This window comes from Streptomyces sp. NPDC091972 (assembly GCF_044756385.1).
GTDB lineage: Bacteria > Actinomycetota > Actinomycetes > Streptomycetales > Streptomycetaceae > Streptomyces.
Genome location: NZ_JBIVSV010000002.1, coordinates 252,180 through 269,347, shown reverse-complemented (window position 1 = coordinate 269,347; position 17,168 = coordinate 252,180). Strand labels below are relative to the sequence as shown.

Genomic DNA, 17,168 nt, shown 5'->3' with positions numbered 1-17,168 from the left:
TGGACTTCAGCTCCAGGATCTCACCCTGCGCGTCGACCGTGATCTTCTGGGAGAGGTCGCCGTTCGCCACGGCGGTCGTCACCTGCGCGATGTTCCGCACCTGCGAGGTCAGGTTCGACGCCATGAAGTTGACGTTGTCGGTGAGGTCCTTCCAGACCCCCGACACGCCCCGCACCTGGGCCCGGCCGCCCAGCTGCCCCTCGGTGCCGACCTCGCGGGCCACGCGGGTGACCTCGTCGGCGAAGGCGGAGAGCTGGTCGACCATCGTGTTCACGGTCAGCTTCAGTTCGAGGAGCTCGCCCGTCGCCTCGACCGTGACCGTGCGGGTCAGGTCGCCGCGGGCGACCGCTGTCGTCACCAGGGCGATGTCCCGGACCTGGGCGGTGAGCCGGGAGGCCATGGTGTTGACCGCCTCGGTCACGTCGCGCCAACTGCCGGACAGACCGGTCACCTTGGCCCGCCCGCCGAGCCGGCCCTCGGTGCCGACCTCGCGGGCCACCCGGGTGACCTCGCCGGTGAACAGGGAGAGCTGGTCGACCATCTTGTTCACGGCCCGGCCGAGTCGCCGCAGATCGCCGCGCAGTTGGCGGTTGCCGTCGTGCAGGTCGACCCGCTGGGTGAGATCGCCGCCCGCCACCGCGTCCAGGACCCGGGTCGCGTTGGCGGCCGGGGCCACCAGGGCGTCGAGGAGCTGGTTCACGTCGTTGACCCGGGAGGTCCAGGTGCCCTGTCCCGGACTGGGGGAGAGCCGCTCGTCGAGCCGCCCGTGCCGCACCAGCTCCCGCTTCACCCGGTTGACCTCGCCGGTGAAGTGGACGTCGCGGTCGACCAGTTGGTTGAAGATGGCCGACAGTTCGGCCACTATGCCGTCCCCGGACTCCGGCATCCGGCGGAAGTCGCCGTCCCGGGCGGCGGTCATCGCGGCGAGCAGGGGACGCAGGTCCGATGCTCGAATCCGGTCGGCGTTCTGTCCTTCTTCGAGCACAGGCGTACCACTGTTCTCACTCATGGCGGCCCACTTCGGTAACTCGGCGCTTATGGGCGTGGCCAGTCTGTCACTCTGTCCGCATCGACTGAGGTGTATTCGTCCGAACTGCTCGGGGAGACGGACATGGGGGCCATTCCTGCGCAACGGGAGTCCGCTGCCCGTGCGTCCGATCCGCCCGCGTGCGACTGCGGTGCGCTCCCGCACGCTCCGGCGCACACCCACGCCACCCTCCCCGGCGGTCCGCTCGCCCCCGGCTCGGCCCGGGCCCTGCTGCGGGAAGCGGTCGCCGAGTGGGCCGAACTCGCTTTGCCCGGCAGCGAGTTCATCAGCGACCGGCAGACCGACGACGCCGTGGTCGTGGTCAGTGAACTCGTCACCAACGCCGTCGTGCACGCGGGCACCGACATCGAGGTGGCCTGCCGCCTGGAGGCGGACACCGGCGCCCTGGTCGTCGAGGTCCTCGACCACCACCCCTCCCGCGCCCCCCGCGACAGCGACTCCGAACCCCCGTCCGGCACACCGGAGTACGGACGCGGACTGCGCCTGGTCGCCGCCCTCGCCGAGACCTGGGGCATCACCTACCGCACCGGCGCCAAGACCGTGTGGGCGCAGCTCCCGGCCGGCGGCAAGGACACCCACGACGGGATCCAGGCGTACGCCGGGGAGAAGGCCCGCGAGCGGGGCCTGCGGGTCGCCGGGATACTCGCCCCGGAACAACCCCCGTCCCGGGCCCCGGCAGCGCCCGCTCCCCAGGCCGAGCCGGACCGGGACTGGCTCAACCGCGGCGCCCTGTCCTTCCTCGCCGAGGCCTCCGACCTGCTCGCCGGGCAGCTCGACGAGAACCTGGTCGCCGCGCTCGCCGGACAGCTCATCGTGCCGCGGCTGGCCGACTGGTGCGCGGTGTGGCTGGAGGACGAGGTCGCCGGCCGCTGGGGGTCCGCCCGCCCGGGTGAGGCCGGGGGCGGGACGGGCCGGGGCGAGGCCGGTGCGTCCGGGCCCCGGCTGGCCCGGGTGTGGCACTGCTCCGAGAACCGGATCGAGGACCTGCGCCGGGCGCTGGAGAAGGAGCCGCCGGGCCCGCCGGGGCGGGAGCACCCCGGGCCCGTGCCGTTCCCCTGGCCCGGCGACGCGCTGGGCCCGCACGGCACACACGGCTCCGCGCTCGGCTACCGCCTCACCGCCGGCGGCCGCCCGCTGGGCACCCTGGTGATCGGCCGGGCCGGGCTGATCTCCTTCCCCGACGAGATCACCGGACTCGTCGAGGACCTCAGCCGCCGGGTCGCGCTCGCCATCGGCGCGGCCCGCCAGTACGCCCGCCAGGCCACCATCAGCGCGGTCCTCCAGCGCGGCCTGCTGCCCGGCGCGGTCGCCGAGATCCCCGGGGTGCGCAGCGCCCTGGTGTACGAGCCGTGCGACAAGGGCGGACCCAGCGGCGACTTCTACGACCTGTTCCCGGCCGGCGACGGCCGCTGGTGCTTCGCCGTCGGCGACGTCCAGGGCAAGGGGCCCGAGGCGGCCGTGGTCATCGGCCTCGCGCGGCCCTGGCTGCGGCTGCTGGCCCGCGAGGGCTACCGCGTCGCCGACGTCCTGGACCGCCTCAACCAGCTGCTCCTCGACGACGCGACGGAGGCCGCGGACGCCGCCGCCCGCGCCCTGGCCGCCGCCGGCGGACGCCCCATGCACCCCGGCGACGGCCCGCAGACCCGCTTCCTGTCCCTCCTGTACGGCGAGCTGGCGCCCTTCGACGGCGGAGTGCGCTGCACCCTCGCCTCCGCCGGACACCCGCTGCCGCTGCTGCTCGGAGCGGGCGGTGAGGTCCGTACGGCAGCCCGGCCGCAGACCCTGCTCGGGGTCGTCGAGGACGAGACGTACACCAGCGAGACCTTGGAGCTGCGGCCCGGCGACACCCTGCTGTGCGTCACCGACGGGGTGACCGAGCGGCGCAGCGGCCCCCGGCAGTTCGACGACGAGGACGGGCTCGCCGAGGCGCTCGCCGGGTGCGCGGGGCTGGACGCCGAACTGATCGCGGAGCGCATCAAACGGCTGGTGCACGAGTTCGGGGCGCGGCCCCCGGAGGACGACCTGGCGCTGCTGGTGCTCCAGGCGGAGTAGGTGCCCGCGGGGTGCTGGACAATGGAGGACATGCCTTCCGCACTCCCCGACGGCGAACCCGTCCCCGACGACGGCTCGCTCCCCGCGTCCGCGCTCGCCGGGTCCGCCGACCGCCCGCTCGGCTTCTACCTGCACGTCCCGTACTGCGCGACCCGCTGCGGCTACTGCGACTTCAACACCTACACGGCGACCGAGCTGCGCGGTTCGGGCGGGGTGCTGGCCTCCCGCGACAACTACGCGGACACGCTGATCGACGAGATCCGCCTGGCCCGCAAGGTGCTGGGCGACGACCCGCGTCCGGTGCGCACGGTGTTCGTCGGGGGCGGTACGCCGACCCTGCTGGCCGCCGGGGACCTCGTACGGATGCTCGCGGCGATCCGTGACGAGTTCGGGCTGGCGGAGGACGCCGAGGTCACCACCGAGGCGAACCCGGAGTCCGTCGACCCGGCGTACCTGTCGGCCCTGCGGGAGGGCGGCTTCAACCGGGTGTCCTTCGGGATGCAGAGCGCGCGGCAGCACGTGCTGAAGGTGCTGGACCGCACGCACACGCCGGGGCGGCCGGAGGCGTGCGTGGCGGAGGCCAGGGCGGCGGGCTTCGACCATGTGAACCTCGATCTGATCTACGGCACCCCGGGTGAGTCCGACGACGACTGGCGGGCGTCCCTGGAGGCGGCCATCGGGGCCGGGCCGGACCATGTGTCGGCGTACGCCCTGATCGTCGAGGAGGGCACCCAGCTCGCTCGTCGCATCCGCCGGGGCGAGGTCCCGATGACCGACGACGACGTGCACGCGGACCGGTATCTGATCGCCGACTCCGTGTTCGCGGAGGCGGGGTTCGACTGGTACGAGGTCTCCAACTGGGCGACCTCGGAGGCGGGCCGGTGCCTGCACAACGAGCTGTACTGGCGCGGGGCGGACTGGTGGGGAGCCGGTCCTGGGGCGCACTCGCACGTGGGCGGGGTGCGGTGGTGGAACGTGAAGCATCCCGGGGCGTACGCGGCGGCGCTGGCCTCGGGGAAGTCGCCGGGCGCCGGCCGTGAGCTGCTCTCGGACGAGGACCGGCGGGTGGAGCGGATCCTGCTGGAGCTGCGGCTGCGGGAGGGAGTGCCGTTGTCGCTGCTGCGGGCGGAGGGGCTGAGCGCTTCTCGCCGGGCGCTGGGGGAGGGGCTGCTGGAGGCCCGGCCCTACGAGGAGGGGCGGGCTGTGCTGACGCTTCGGGGGCGGTTGCTGGCGGACGCGGTGGTGCGGGACCTGGTGGACTAGCGCCCACGGGGGTGGGGGCCGTGTCGTCCGGCGGCTGCGGGTGGCTTGTGGCTGGTCGCGCAGTTCCCCGCGCCCCTGGGTGGGTGGGGTTGGCGTGGGGTGTATGTCGGCCTGGCTGCGCTTGCCCTGGCGGCTGCGGGGCGGTGGGGGCTGGTCGCGCAGTTCCCCGCGCCCCTGGGTGGGTGGGGGTGCCGTGGGGTGCATGTTGACCTTGCTGTGCTTGCCTTGGCTGGGCGCGGGCGGCCACGACGGGCCCTCGGCCGTTCGACCCGCCCGCAGGCCTGCTACGGCGCCGTGACGAAGTCGATCAGTTCCTCCACCCGGCCGAGCAGCTCCGGCTCCAGGTCCTTGTAGGAGTTCACCCGCTTCAGGATCGCCTGCCACACCGCGCCCGTGTTCTCCGACGGCCAGCCCAGAGCCCTGCACACGCCTGTCTTCCAGTCCTGGCCGTGCGGGACGCGGGGCCACGCCTCGATGCCCAGGGACGACGGCTTCACCGCCTCCCAGATGTCGATGTACGGGTGGCCGACGACCAGGGCGTGTTCGCTGGTCACCGAGGCCGCGATGCGGGACTCCTTGCTGCCCGGCACCAGGTGGTCCACCAGGACGCCGAGGCGCGCGTCCGGACCCGGCGCGAACTCGGCCACGATCGCCGGCAGGTCGTCCACGCCCTCCAGGTACTCCACGACCACGCCCTCGATGCGCAGGTCGTCGCCCCAGACCTTCTCCACCAGTTCCGCGTCGTGCCGGCCCTCGACGTAGATGCGGCCGGCGCGGGCCACGCGTGCGCGTGCGCCGGGGGCGGCCACCGAGCCGGACGCGGTACGGGACGGTCGTACGGGAGCGGCGGCGGACGGCCGGACCAGGGTCACCACCCGGCCCTCCAGGAGGAAGCCGCGGGGCTCCAGCGGGAACACCCGGTGCTTGCCGAAGCGGTCCTCCAGGGTCACCGTGCCCGCCTCGCAGCGGATCACCGCGCCGCAGAAGCCGGTCCCGGGCTCCTCGACCACCAGGCCGGGCTCGGCGGGCACCTCCGGCACCGGCTTGGGCTTCTTCCACGGAGGGGTCAGGTCGGCGGAGTACTGGCGCATTCGGATGACGATAGGAGAACCGCGTGGGGGATCACCACGACACGCCGAAGCGTGCCGCCAGCACGTCCCGCTGGGCCCGCACGAACGCCGCGTCCACCACCGCTCCGTGACCGGGCACGTACCGCGCGTCCTCGCCGCCCAGCTCCAGCAGCCGGTCCAGCGCGGCGGGCCAGTGCCGCGGCACGGCGTCCGGGCCCGCCTGCGGTTCGCCGGACTCCTCGACCAGGTCGCCGCAGAAGACGACCTCCGGGGTGCCGGGGACGAGGACGGCGAGGTCGTGGGCCGTGTGGCCGGGGCCGACGTTCGCCAGCAGGACCTGGCGGCCGCCGCCGAGGTCGAGCGTCCACTCGCCCGAGACGTGGTGCCGGGGCGCGACGAGCGCGTCCACCGCCTCGTCGGCCGCCTCCGGGTCCAGTCCGTTGCGCACCGCGTCCGCCCGCAGTTCCGCCCGGCCCAGCCGCCCCGTCAGCACCGTCTCCACGCCCACCGCGCCGAACACCTCCGCCCCCGCGAACGCCGCCGCACCGAAGACATGGTCGAAGTGGGGGTGGGTGAGCGCGAGATGGGTCACACGGTGGCCGGCCAGTTCCCCGGCCTGCGCGCGCAGCCGGGCGCCCTCCGCGAGACCGGAGCCCGCGTCGACCAACAGGGCCGTGCCCTCGCCGATCACCAGGCCCGCCGTACAGTCCCAGGTGGGCAGCCGGCACCGCCCCACCCCGGTCGCGACCCGCTCCCACCCGAGCTCTTCCCAAGTCACCGTCATACCGCGACGCTAGCCGTACGACCCGTCACGCCGGGACCAGCCTTGCCCAGGGAGTACCCCACCGCCGTACACTGGCCCGGGAGCGTTGGCACTCGGACGGACAGAGTGCCAGGCGAGACGCCAAGGGAACGACCTCTGGAGGTGCGCGCGATGCTGAGTGAACGCAGGCTTCAGGTGTTGCGCGCCATCGTCCAGGACTACGTCGGCACCGAGGAGCCCGTCGGGTCGAAGGCCCTGACCGAGCGGCACAACCTCGGAGTCTCCCCGGCCACCGTGCGCAACGACATGGCGGTCCTGGAGGAGGAAGGGTTCATCGCCCAGCCGCACACCAGTGCCGGGCGGATCCCGACCGACAAGGGCTACCGGCTGTTCGTCGACAAGCTGGCGGGCGTCAAGCCGATGACCGCGCCCGAGCGGCGCGCGATCCAGAACTTCCTCGACGGCGCCGTGGACCTCGACGACGTGGTGGCGCGGACCGTGCGGCTGCTCGCGCAGCTGACCCGGCAGGTCGCCGTCGTGCAGTACCCCTCCCTCACCCGCTCGACCGTGCGGCACGTGGAGCTGCTCTCGCTCGCCCCCGCACGCGTGATGCTGGTGCTGATCACCGACACCGGCCGGGTCGAGCAGCGCATGGTCGACTGCCCGGCCCCCTTCGGGGAGGCCTCGCTGGCCGATCTGCGGGCGCGTCTCAACAGCCGGGTCGCGGGGCGCAGGTTCACCGACGTGCCCCAGCTGGTCGAGGACCTGCCCGAGGGCTTCGACGTCGAGGACCGGGGTACGGTCTCCACAGTGCTCTCCACTCTCCTGGAGACGCTCGTCGAGGAGAACGAGGAGCGGCTGATGATCGGCGGCACCGCCAATCTCACCCGCTTCGGACATGACTTTCCCCTCACGATCCGGCCCGTCCTGGAGGCGCTGGAGGAGCAGGTCGTGCTCCTCAAGTTGCTTGGCGAGGCCGGGGATTCGGGCATGACCGTCCGTATCGGTCATGAGAACGCCTACGAGGGACTCAACTCCACTTCGGTGGTGTCGGTCGGCTACGGTTCGGGCGGCGAGGCAGTCGCCAAGCTCGGCGTGGTCGGACCGACCCGCATGGATTACCCGGGAACGATGGGAGCGGTACGCGCAGTGGCACGGTACGTCGGACAGATCCTGGCGGAGTCGTAAGTGGCCACGGACTACTACGCCGTTCTCGGCGTGCGCCGCGACGCGTCGCAGGATGAGATCAAGAAGGCGTTCCGCCGGCTCGCGCGCGAGCTGCACCCGGACGTCAACCCGGATCCCAAGACCCAGGAGCGGTTCAAGGAGATCAACGCCGCCTACGAGGTGCTGTCGGACCCGCAGAAGAAGCAGGTCTACGACCTCGGCGGCGACCCGCTCTCGCAGGCGGGCGGCGGTGGCGCGGGCGGCTTCGGCGCCGGTGGGTTCGGGAACTTCTCGGACATCATGGACGCGTTCTTCGGCACGGCCTCGCAGCGGGGCCCGCGCTCGCGGACCCGGCGCGGCCAAGACGCGATGATCCGGCTGGAGATCGAACTCGACGAGGCGGCCTTCGGCACCACGAAGGACATCCAGGTCGACACGGCGATCGTCTGCACCACCTGCAACGGTGAGGGCGCGGCGCCCGGGACCTCCGCCCAGACGTGTGACATGTGCCGCGGCCGCGGTGAGGTGTCGCAGGTGACGCGGTCCTTCCTGGGCCAGGTCATGACGTCCCGCCCCTGCCCGCAGTGCCAGGGCTTCGGCACCGTCGTCCCGACGCCGTGCCCGGAGTGCGCCGGCGACGGCCGGGTCCGCTCGCGCCGCACGCTCACCGTGAAGATCCCGGCCGGTGTGGACAACGGCACGCGGATCCAGCTCGCGGGCGAGGGCGAGGTCGGCCCCGGCGGCGGTCCCGCCGGTGACCTCTACGTCGAGATCCACGAGCTCCCGCACTCGCAGTTCCAGCGGCGTGGCGACGACCTGCACTGCACGGTCACGCTCCCGATGACGGCGGCGTCCCTCGGCACCAAGGTCCCGCTGGAGACGCTCGACGGCATGGAGGAGGTCGACATCCGCCCGGGCACCCAGTCCGGCCAGTCGATCCCGCTGCACGGCCGGGGCGTCACGCACCTGCGCGGCGGCGGCCGGGGCGACCTCATCGTCCACGTCGAGGTCCAGACCCCGACCAAGCTGGACCCGGAGCAGGAACGCCTCCTGCGCGAGCTGGCCAAGCTGCGCGGCGAGGAACGCCCCACGGGGCAGTTCCAGCCGGGGCAGCAGGGGCTGTTCTCGCGGCTGAAGGACGCCTTCAACGGGCGTACCTGAGCCGTGGGGCGGGCGTAGCTGAGCCGTCCCAAGGTCGGATTCGGACTTGTTCGGAGGACGTGACAACATGCCGTCATGTCCTCCGCACTGACCGATCTCTGCCCGCTTCCGATCGTGCAGGCCCCCATGGCGGGCGGCGTCTCCGTGCCGCGGCTCGCCGCCGCCGTGTCCGAGGCGGGAGGGCTCGGCTTCCTCGCCGCCGGGTACAAGACGGCCGACGGGATGTACCAGGAGATCAAGCAGCTTCGCGGGCTGACCGGACGCCCCTTCGGCGTGAACCTCTTCATGCCGCAGCCCGAGTACGCCGACCCGGCGGCCGTCGAGGTCTACGCCCACCAGCTGGCCGGTGAGGCCACCTGGTACGACACCGAGCTCGGCGACCGCGACAGCGGCCGGGACGACGGGTACGACACCAAGCTCGCCGTACTCCTCGACAACCCCGTGCCGGTGGTCTCCTTCCACTTCGGTGTCCCGAGCAGCGACGCCCTGGAGTCGCTGCGCCGCGTCGGCACCTTCACCCTCGTCACCGCGACCACCCCCGAAGAGGCCCTCGCCGTGCAGTACGCGGGCGCCGACGCGGTCATCGCGCAGGGCGTCGAGGCCGGCGGACACCAGGGCACCCACCGCGACCTCCCCGAGCAGGACGGCTCAGGGCTCGGCCTCCTCTCCCTGGTCACCCAGATCCGCGAGACGGTCGGCATCCCGGTCGTCGCCGCCGGCGGCATCATGCGCGGCAGCCAGATCGCCGCCGTCCTCGCCGCCGGCGCGAGCGCGGCCCAGCTCGGCACGGCCTTCCTCGCCGCGCACGAGTCCGGCGCCCACGACGTGCACAAGCAGGCGCTGACCAACCCCCTCTACGTCCGCACCGAGTTGACCCGCGCCTTCTCCGGCAGACCGGCCCGCGGCCTGGTCAACCGCTTCCTGCGCGAGCACGGGCCGTACGCCCCCGCCGCCTACCCCGAGGTGCACCACCTGACCGCCCCGCTCCGCAAGGCCGCCGCCAAGGCCGGTGACGCCCAGGGCATGGCGCTGTGGGCGGGCCAGGGGCACCGGCTGGCACGCGAACTGCCCGCCGGGCAGCTCGTGGAGATACTCGCGGCCGAACTCGAGGCCGCCAGGACAGCGTTGTCGGGCAAGGGGGACCTGCGATGACCGCACCGGTGTTCGTGGTCGAGCACTTCGACACAGGCGACGGCGGCCGGTACGTCCTCGACGGCCCCGAAGGCCGCCACGCCGTCTCCGTGAAGCGGCTCCAGCCCGGCGAGGACGTCATCCTCACCGACGGCGTCGGACGCCGGGCCGACTGCGTGGTGCTCGCCGCCGAGGGCAAGGACCGGCTGGTCGTCCGGCTCGACTCGGTGAGCGAGGAACCCCAGGCGCAGCCCCGGATCACCGTCGTCCAGGCGCTCCCCAAGGGCGACCGCGGTGAACTCGCCGTCGAGACCATGACGGAGGTCGGCGTGGACGCCGTCGTGCCCTGGCAGGCGGCCCGCTGCATCACCCAGTGGAAGGGCGACCGGGGTCTGAAGGCGCTCGGCAAGTGGCGGGCCACCGCCCGCGAGGCCGGCAAGCAGTCCCGCCGGGTCCGCTTCCCGGAGATCGCGGACGCGGCGAGCACCAAGCAGGTTGCCGCACTTCTCGCCAAAGCCGACTTCGCCGCCGTGCTCCACTCCGACTTCGAACGCGGCAGCGCGCCGCTGGCCACCGCCGAACTCCCCGACCGGGGTGAGATCGTGCTGGTCGTAGGACCCGAAGGAGGCGTCGCCAAGGACGAGTTGGCGCTCTTCGAGGAGGCGGGCGCCCGCCCCTACGTCCTCGGGCCGACCGTGCTGCGGACCTCGACCGCCGGGACCGCGGCGGCCGCCCTGCTCCTCGGCCGCACCGGCCGCTGGTCCTGACCCCTGGGAGGACGCCCGTGGAACTCGCCCAAGTGCGCCTGCTCGTCACCGACTTCGCCGCCTGCTACCGCTTCTACGCCGATGTCCTCGGCCTCAAGCCCCAGTCGGGGGCGACGGAGGGGCCGTACGAGAAGTTCAGCCCCGCCACCGGTTCGGCGGGCATCGCGCTCCAGGACCGCTCGATGATGGCGCGGGTCCTGGGCGAACTGGGCGACACGGCCACCGGCCACCGCTCCCTGGTGGTCCTGCGCGTCGACGCCCTGGACACCTACTGCGAGCAGATCACCGCCCGCGGCGCCACCCTGCTGCACGGCCCCGCCCCCATGACGGACCGCATGCGCGTCGCCCACCTCAAGGACCCGGAGGGCAACCTGGTGGAGCTCCAGGAGTGGCTGCTGCTGCGCGGCTGACGGTACTTCGCGACGCCGGTTGCGTGTCATTCAGCCCGTCCGGCGATCGCGGTCACGTCGACGCCGGGTCACCCACGACCGGCGCGCTCAATGACCGTATGCGCCCTACCGCCGGACGGCACGCGGTGGCAGGCTGCCTCTCATGGTGGCGTTGAGGCGGGAAGGGCGTCGGCCGCGCGGGGTGCGAGTTGCGGGTGCGGCCGGGGGTGTCGTGCTGGCCGTGGGCGGGATCGCCGCCTGTGATCCGGCCGGCGCGGTCAGTTCCGCGACCGTCTCGTACACCACCGACCAGTTGGTCACCAAGGAGCTGAACCGGCAGAAGGCCGACGTGAGTTGGCTGACCTGCACGGCCACGTACGGCGACGGCGACCGGACGCCGAGCGCCACCGTGAACACCGTGGCCACCGTCGACTGCGACGGCAAGACGCGGGACGGCAAGGACATCACCGTCAAGGGCAAGGTGACCCGGACCGTCAGCGGCGCGTGTGTGCGCGGGGACCTCACCGCCACCGTGGGCGGCAGGCAGTGGTTCCACGTCGACGGGCTCGGCGACTGCGATGCCACGCCCACGCCCCCGGTCAACAACCCGGGGCGGAACGGCCCGACCGTCACCGTGACCGTCACCAGGACGATCTGGTGCCAGAACGACCCGCAGTGCTGGCCCGACGGCAAGTGATCGAAACGTCTGTGCAGGGGGCCCGGCCGTGCATAGGGTGATCGGGTGACACAGCCTGCGACGTCTGCATATCTCCGGTTTCCGCACCTGCGGGGCGAGTCGGTGGCCTTCACCGCCGAGGACGACGTGTGGCTCGCGCCGCTCGACGGCGGACGTGCCTGGCGGGTCAGCGCGGACAACGTCCCGGTCACCCACCCCCGGATCTCGCCCGACGGCACCACCGTCGCCTGGACCTCCGCCCGCGACGGCGCCCCCGAGGTGCACATCGCCCCGGTCGACGGCGGACCCTCCAGAAGGCTGACCCACTGGGGCAGCGCACGCACCCAGGTGCGCGGCTGGACCCCGGACGGCGACATCCTCGCGATCACCACCCACGGCCAGGCGAGCCTGCGCCGCAGCTGGGCGCACACCGTCCCGCTCGACGGCGGACCCGGCACCACCCTGCCGTACGGCCCCGTCGGCCATGTCGCCCTCGGCCCGGCGACCGTGCTCCTCTCCGCGCCGATGGGCCGGGAGGCCGCCTGGTGGAAGCGGTACCGGGGAGGCACGGCGGGCAAGCTGTGGATCGACCGCGACGGCGACGGCGAGTTCGTACGGCTGCACGAGGAGCTGGACGGGAATCTGGAGTACCCGGTGTGGGCGGGCGACCGGATCGCCTTCCTCTCCGACCACGAGGGCACCGGGGCCGTCTACTCCTCCCTCGCCGACGGCTCCGACCTGCGCCGGCACACCCCCCTCGACGGCTACTACGCCCGGCACGCCTCCGGTGACGGCACCCGGGTCGTCTACACCTCGGCCGGTGAGCTGTGGATCCTCGACGACCTCGACGGCGCCGAACCGCGCCGCCTGGAGGTACGGCTCGGCGGACAGCGCGCCGACCGGCAGCCGTTCCCGGTGGACGCCTCCCGCTGGTTCGGCTCGGCCGCCCCCGACCACACCGGGCGCGGCAGCGCGGTCGCCGTGCGCGGAGCGGTCCACTGGGTCACCCACCGCTCGGGCCCGGCCCGCGCGCTCGCCGCCGAGCCCGGTGTGCGCGCACGGCTGCCGCGCACCTTCCGCGCGGAGGGCGAGGAGTGGGTGGTGTGGGTGACGGACGCGGAGGGCGAGGACGCCCTGGAGTTCGCGCCGGCCACCGGACTCGCCCCCGGCGCCACCCCGCGCCGCCTCGCCGCCGGACAGCTCGGCCGGGTCCTGGGGCTCGCGATGGCCCCCGACGGCAGCCGGGCCGCGGTCGCCGCGCACGACGGCCGCGTCCTGCTCGTCGAGCGGGAGACCGGAGAGGTCCGCGAGGTGGACCGCAGCGAGGACGGCGACGTACGGGGACTGACCTTCTCGCCCGACTCGGCCTGGCTCGCCTGGTCGCACCCCGGCCCCGCCCCGCTCTGCCAGCTCCGCCTCGCCAACACCACCGACCTGTCGGTCACCGAGGCGACCCCGCTGCGCTTCCAGGACTACGCCCCCGCCTTCACCCTCGACGGCAAGCACCTGGCGTTCCTGTCCAACCGCTCCTTCGACCCGGTCTACGACGAGCACGTCTTCGACCTCGCGTTCGTGGTCGGCGACCGCCCGCACCTGATCACCCTGGCCGCGACCACGCCGTCCCCGTTCGGACCGCAGCGCCACGGCCGGCCCTTCGAGGCCCCGGACAAGGACGAGACCCCCGACAGCGAGGGCACCCCGGCCACCCGGATCGACCTCGAAGGCCTCGCCGACCGGATCGTGCCCTTCCCGGTGGAGGCCGGCCGCTACTCCAACCTGCGCGCGGCCAAGGACGGCGTGCTGTGGCTGCGCCACCCCGTCCAGGGCGTCCTCGGCTCCTCCCGGGCCACCCCGGACGACCCGGACCCCAAGACCGACCTCCAGCGCTACGACCTCGCCCAGCAGCGCCTCGAACACCTCGCCGCCGACGCCGACCACTTCGCCGTCAGCGGGGACGGCAAGCGGGTCCTGCTGTGGACCGACGGCCGCCTGAAGGTCGTACCGAGCGACCGCCGGGCCTCCAGCGACGACGACAGCGACACGAACATCTCCGTCGACCTCGGCCGCATCCGGCAGACCGTCGATCCGTCGGCCGAGTGGCGGCAGATGTACGAGGAGACCGGTCGCATCATGCGGGACCACTTCTGGCGGCCCGACATGAGCGGTGTCGACTGGCAGGGCGTCCTCGACCGCTACCGCCCGGTCCTGGACCGGCTGGCCACCCACGACGACCTCGTCGACCTCCTGTGGGAGGTGCACGGCGAACTCGGCACCTCCCACGCCTATGTCACCCCTCGCGGCGGCCACGGCCACGGGCCCCGTCAGGGACTCCTCGGCGCCGACATCTCCCGCCACGAGGACGGCACCTGGCGCATCGACCGCATCCTGCCGACCGAGACCTCCGACCCCGCCGCCCGCTCCCCGCTCGCCGCCCCCGGGGTGGCGGTTCGCGCCGGGGACGCGATCGTGGCGGTGGGCGGCCGTCCGGTCGACCCGGTCACCGGCCCCGGCCCGCTCCTCGTCGGCACGGCCGGCCGGCCGATCGAGCTCACCGTCTCCCCGTCCGGCGGCGGCGAGCTGCGCCACGCCGTGGTCGTGCCCGTCTCCGACGAGGAGCCGCTGCGCTACCACGCCTGGGTCGCCGACCGCCGCGCCTACGTCCACGAGAAGTCGGGCGGGCGCCTCGGGTATCTGCACGTGCCGGACATGCAGGCCCCGGGCTGGGCCCAGATCCACCGCGACCTGCGCGTCGAGGTGGCCCGCGAGGGTCTGGTGGTCGACGTGCGCGAGAACCGCGGCGGACACACCTCCCAGCTCGTCGTGGAGAAGCTGGCCCGCCGGATCGTCGGCTGGGCGCTGCCGCGCGGAATGCGCGCCTACAGCTACCCGAGGGACGCGCCGCGCGGTCCCGTCGTCGCCGTGGCCAACGAGTTCTCCGGCTCGGACGGCGACATCGTCAACGCGGCGATCAAGGCGCTGGGCATCGGCCCGGTCGTCGGCACCCGCACCTGGGGCGGGGTCATCGGGATCGACAGCCGGTACCGGCTCGTCGACGGCACGCTGATCACCCAGCCGAAGTACGCCTTCTGGCTGGAGGGGTACGAGTGGGGCGTCGAGAACCACGGCGTCGACCCGGACGTGGAGGTGCTCCAGCGGCCCCAGGACTACGCGGCGGGCCGGGACGTCCAGTTGGACGAGGCGGTGCGGATCGCTCTGGAGGAGCTGGAGAACAGCCCCGCGAAAACACCGCCGGGGATACCCACCTAGGGGCGCGGGGAACCGCGCGACCAGCCACGACCGACCCGCACCCGCCGACGGTACGATGCCCCCGAAACCCAACGCGAAGGGACGACCATGCCAGGGGAACCCCAGGACGACTGCCTGTTCTGCAAGATCGTGGCGGGCCGGATCCCGGCGACGATCGTCCGGGAGACGGAGACGACCCTCGCCTTCCGGGACATCAACCCCCAGGCCCCCACGCACGTCCTCGTGATCCCCAAGGCGCACCACGAGAACGCCGCCGCCCTCGCCGCCGCCGCACCGCAGCTGGCCGCGGACGTCCTCCAGGCGACCCAGGCCGTCGCCGAGCAGGAGAAGCTGGAGAGCTACCGGACCGTCTTCAACACGGGCTCCGGCGCCGGACAGACCGTCTGGCACGCCCACGCCCATGTGATCGGCGGCCGCGGCCTCCAGTGGCCCCCCGGGTGACTTCCCGTGTCCGTACGTGAGTTGGTCGTCCTCGGCACAGCAAGCCAGGTCCCCACAAGGCACCGCAACCACAACGGCTACCTGCTGCGCTGGGACGGCGAGGGCATCCTCTTCGACCCCGGCGAGGGCACCCAGCGCCAGATGCTGCGTGCCGGGGTCGCCGCCCACGACCTGAACCGGATCTGTGTCACCCACTTCCACGGCGACCACTCCCTCGGCCTCGCGGGCGTGATCCAGCGCATCAACCTCGACCGGGTCCCGCACGAGGTCACCGCCCACTACCCGCAGTCGGGGCAGCGTTTCTTCGACCGGCTGCGGTACGCGACGGCGTACCGGGAGACGGTCCGGCTCACCGAGGCGCCGGTCGAGGCCGACGGGGTGCTCGCGCGGACCGGCGGCTACACCCTGGAGGCGCGCAGGCTGTCGCACCCCGTCGAGTCCTTCGGCTACCGCCTGACCGAACCCGACGGCCGCCGCATGCTCCCGGACCGGCTCGCCGCGCACGGCATCAAGGGCCCCGACGTCGGACGGCTCCAGGCGGAGGGTTCCCTGAACGGCGTCGTTCTCGACGAGGTCAGCGAGGTCCGCCGGGGCCAGCGGTTCGCGTTCGTCATGGACACCCGCCTGTGCGACGGCGTCCACGCCCTCGCCGACGGCTGCGACCTGCTCGTCATCGAGTCCACCTTCCTCGACGAGGACGAGCGGCTCGCCGTGGAGCACGGCCACCTGACCGCCGGCCAGGCCGCGACCGTCGCCCGCGACGCCGGCGTACGGCATCTCGTGCTCACCCACTTCAGCCAGCGCTACTCCGACCCGGAGGAGTTCGAACGGCAGGCGCGGGCCGCCGGGTACGAGGGCGAGCTGACCGTGGCCCACGACCTGCTGCGGGTCCCGGTTCCGAAACGGCGGTAAACCGGTCGTACGATTCTTCGATGCCCCTCCCCAAAGCTGAACTGCACCTGCACATCGAAGGCACCCTGGAGCCGGAGCTGGCTTTCGAGCTGGCCGCCCGCAACGGCGTCGAGCTGCCGTACGCCGCCACGGACGAGCTGCGCAAGGCGTACGACTTCGAGGACCTCCAGTCCTTCCTGAACCTGTACTACGAGCTCATGGCCGTCCTGCGCACCGAGCGGGACTTCGAGGACCTGGCGAACGCCTACCTCGCCCGGGCCGCCGCGCAGGGGGTGCGGCACGCGGAGATCTTCTTCGACCCGCAGGCGCACATCGTGCGCGGCGTGGGGATGGGGACGGTCGTGGAGGGGCTCTGGCGGGCGCTGGGGCGCAGTGCGGAGAACCACGGGGTCTCCACCCAGTTGATCATGTGCTTCCTGCGGGACGAGTCCGCGGAGTCGGCGATGGAGACGCTGGAGGCCGCGAGGCCGTACCTCGACCGGATCGTCGGGGTAGGGCTCGACTCCGCCGAGGTGGGGCATCCGCCGGTGAAGTTCCGCGAGGTGTACGAGACCGCCGCCGCGCTGGGGCTGCGGCGGGTGGCGCACGCCGGCGAGGAGGGGCCGCCGGAGTACATCGCCGAGGCGCTGGACGTGCTGGGGGTGGAGCGGATCGACCACGGGCTGCGGTGCGTGGAGTCGCCGGAGCTGGTGGAGCGGCTGGTGCGGGAGCGCGTGCCGCTGACCTTGTGCCCCTTGTCCAACGTACGGCTGCGGACGGTCGACGTGCTGGGTGATCATCCGTTGCCGGCGATGATGGACGCCGGGTTGATGTGCACGGTGAACTCCGACGACCCGGCTTACTTCGGGGGGTATGCGGGGGACAACTTCGACGCCGTTCAGAGGACTCTGGGGCTGAGCGAGGAGCGGTTGCGGGAGCTGGCCTGCAACTCCTTCCTCGCGTCCTTCCTGGAGCACGATGAAGAGTTGCGGGCCCGGTATCTGGCGGAAGTCGATGCGTACGAATTCTGAGGTGCGTGGTCGGGTGCGGGTGCTTCGTGGCCGGTCGCGCAGTTCCCCGCG

Annotated in this window: 15 protein-coding genes; 12 read left to right on the top strand and 3 right to left on the bottom strand. The window is 73.0% G+C overall.

The features are described from left to right. Nucleotides 1-1,009, bottom strand: a 1,009-nt coding sequence (locus tag ACIQJT_RS06520) for a HAMP domain-containing protein (RefSeq protein WP_402640424.1), incomplete at its 3' end; no start/stop codon positions are given. A gap of 102 nt (nucleotides 1,010-1,111) precedes the next feature. On the opposite strand from ACIQJT_RS06520, the gene ACIQJT_RS06515 reads away from it, so the two are divergent. Together ACIQJT_RS06515 and hemW are read left to right on the top strand one after the other, a co-directional pair. Continuing rightward, nucleotides 1,112-3,100, top strand: coding sequence for a SpoIIE family protein phosphatase (locus ACIQJT_RS06515; RefSeq protein WP_402640422.1), 1,989 nt, complete (start codon nucleotides 1,112-1,114; stop codon nucleotides 3,098-3,100). A 30-nt stretch (nucleotides 3,101-3,130) separates the two neighbouring features. Continuing rightward, a complete protein-coding gene (hemW, locus tag ACIQJT_RS06510) occupies nucleotides 3,131-4,363 on the top strand; it encodes a radical SAM family heme chaperone HemW (RefSeq protein ID WP_402640419.1) in 1,233 nt (410 codons plus the stop codon). A gap of 284 nt (nucleotides 4,364-4,647) precedes the next feature. Here hemW and ACIQJT_RS06505 read toward each other — a convergent pair whose 3' ends face one another. Both ACIQJT_RS06505 and ACIQJT_RS06500 read right to left on the bottom strand, forming a co-directional pair. Then, a complete protein-coding gene (locus ACIQJT_RS06505) occupies nucleotides 4,648-5,454 on the bottom strand; it encodes a DUF3097 domain-containing protein (protein ID WP_402640417.1) in 807 nt (268 codons plus the stop codon). Between the two features lie 31 nt (nucleotides 5,455-5,485). After that, nucleotides 5,486-6,217: an MBL fold metallo-hydrolase gene (locus tag ACIQJT_RS06500; protein ID WP_402640415.1), complete on the bottom strand. Its 732-nt coding sequence runs from the start codon at nucleotides 6,215-6,217 to the stop codon at nucleotides 5,486-5,488. Between the two features lie 150 nt (nucleotides 6,218-6,367). Between ACIQJT_RS06500 and hrcA the strand changes: the two genes are divergently transcribed. The 10 genes from hrcA (at nucleotide 6,368) to ACIQJT_RS06450 (ending at nucleotide 17,117) form a co-directional block, all read left to right on the top strand. Next, nucleotides 6,368-7,384 (top strand): heat-inducible transcriptional repressor HrcA, encoded by a 1,017-nt coding sequence (gene hrcA, locus ACIQJT_RS06495; protein WP_365450438.1) that lies wholly within the window; start codon nucleotides 6,368-6,370, stop codon nucleotides 7,382-7,384. Continuing rightward, entirely contained in the window at nucleotides 7,385-8,524 is a 1,140-nt protein-coding gene (gene dnaJ / locus ACIQJT_RS06490) for a molecular chaperone DnaJ (RefSeq protein WP_365450440.1), read from the top strand. It abuts the gene before it with no gap. A gap of 75 nt (nucleotides 8,525-8,599) precedes the next feature. Then, entirely contained in the window at nucleotides 8,600-9,676 is a 1,077-nt protein-coding gene (locus ACIQJT_RS06485) for a nitronate monooxygenase (protein WP_365450442.1), read from the top strand. Further along, nucleotides 9,673-10,422: a 16S rRNA (uracil(1498)-N(3))-methyltransferase gene (locus ACIQJT_RS06480; RefSeq protein ID WP_402640412.1), complete on the top strand. Its 750-nt coding sequence runs from the start codon at nucleotides 9,673-9,675 to the stop codon at nucleotides 10,420-10,422. Before ACIQJT_RS06485 ends, ACIQJT_RS06480 begins: the two co-directional genes overlap by 4 nt. 17 nt (nucleotides 10,423-10,439) lie before the next feature. Continuing rightward, nucleotides 10,440-10,832 (top strand): VOC family protein, encoded by a 393-nt coding sequence (locus tag ACIQJT_RS06475; RefSeq protein ID WP_402640409.1) that lies wholly within the window; start codon nucleotides 10,440-10,442, stop codon nucleotides 10,830-10,832. 142 nt (nucleotides 10,833-10,974) lie between these two features. Continuing rightward, complete coding sequence (locus ACIQJT_RS06470) at nucleotides 10,975-11,508, top strand: hypothetical protein (protein ID WP_402640406.1); 534 nt, start codon at nucleotides 10,975-10,977, stop codon at nucleotides 11,506-11,508. Between the two features lie 45 nt (nucleotides 11,509-11,553). Then, nucleotides 11,554-14,754 carry a S41 family peptidase gene (locus ACIQJT_RS06465; protein ID WP_402640404.1) on the top strand — a complete coding sequence of 1,067 codons (3,201 nt, stop codon included), beginning with the start codon at nucleotides 11,554-11,556 and terminating at the stop codon, nucleotides 14,752-14,754. Between the two features lie 87 nt (nucleotides 14,755-14,841). Next, entirely contained in the window at nucleotides 14,842-15,195 is a 354-nt protein-coding gene (locus ACIQJT_RS06460) for a histidine triad nucleotide-binding protein (RefSeq protein WP_365450454.1), read from the top strand. 6 nt (nucleotides 15,196-15,201) lie between these two features. Further along, on the top strand, nucleotides 15,202-16,107 hold the full coding sequence (locus ACIQJT_RS06455) for a ribonuclease Z (protein ID WP_402640402.1): 906 nt from the start codon (nucleotides 15,202-15,204) through the stop codon (nucleotides 16,105-16,107). Between the two features lie 20 nt (nucleotides 16,108-16,127). Continuing rightward, on the top strand, nucleotides 16,128-17,117 hold the full coding sequence (locus tag ACIQJT_RS06450) for an adenosine deaminase (RefSeq protein ID WP_402640399.1): 990 nt from the start codon (nucleotides 16,128-16,130) through the stop codon (nucleotides 17,115-17,117). The last annotated feature ends 51 nt before the right edge of the window (nucleotides 17,118-17,168 follow it).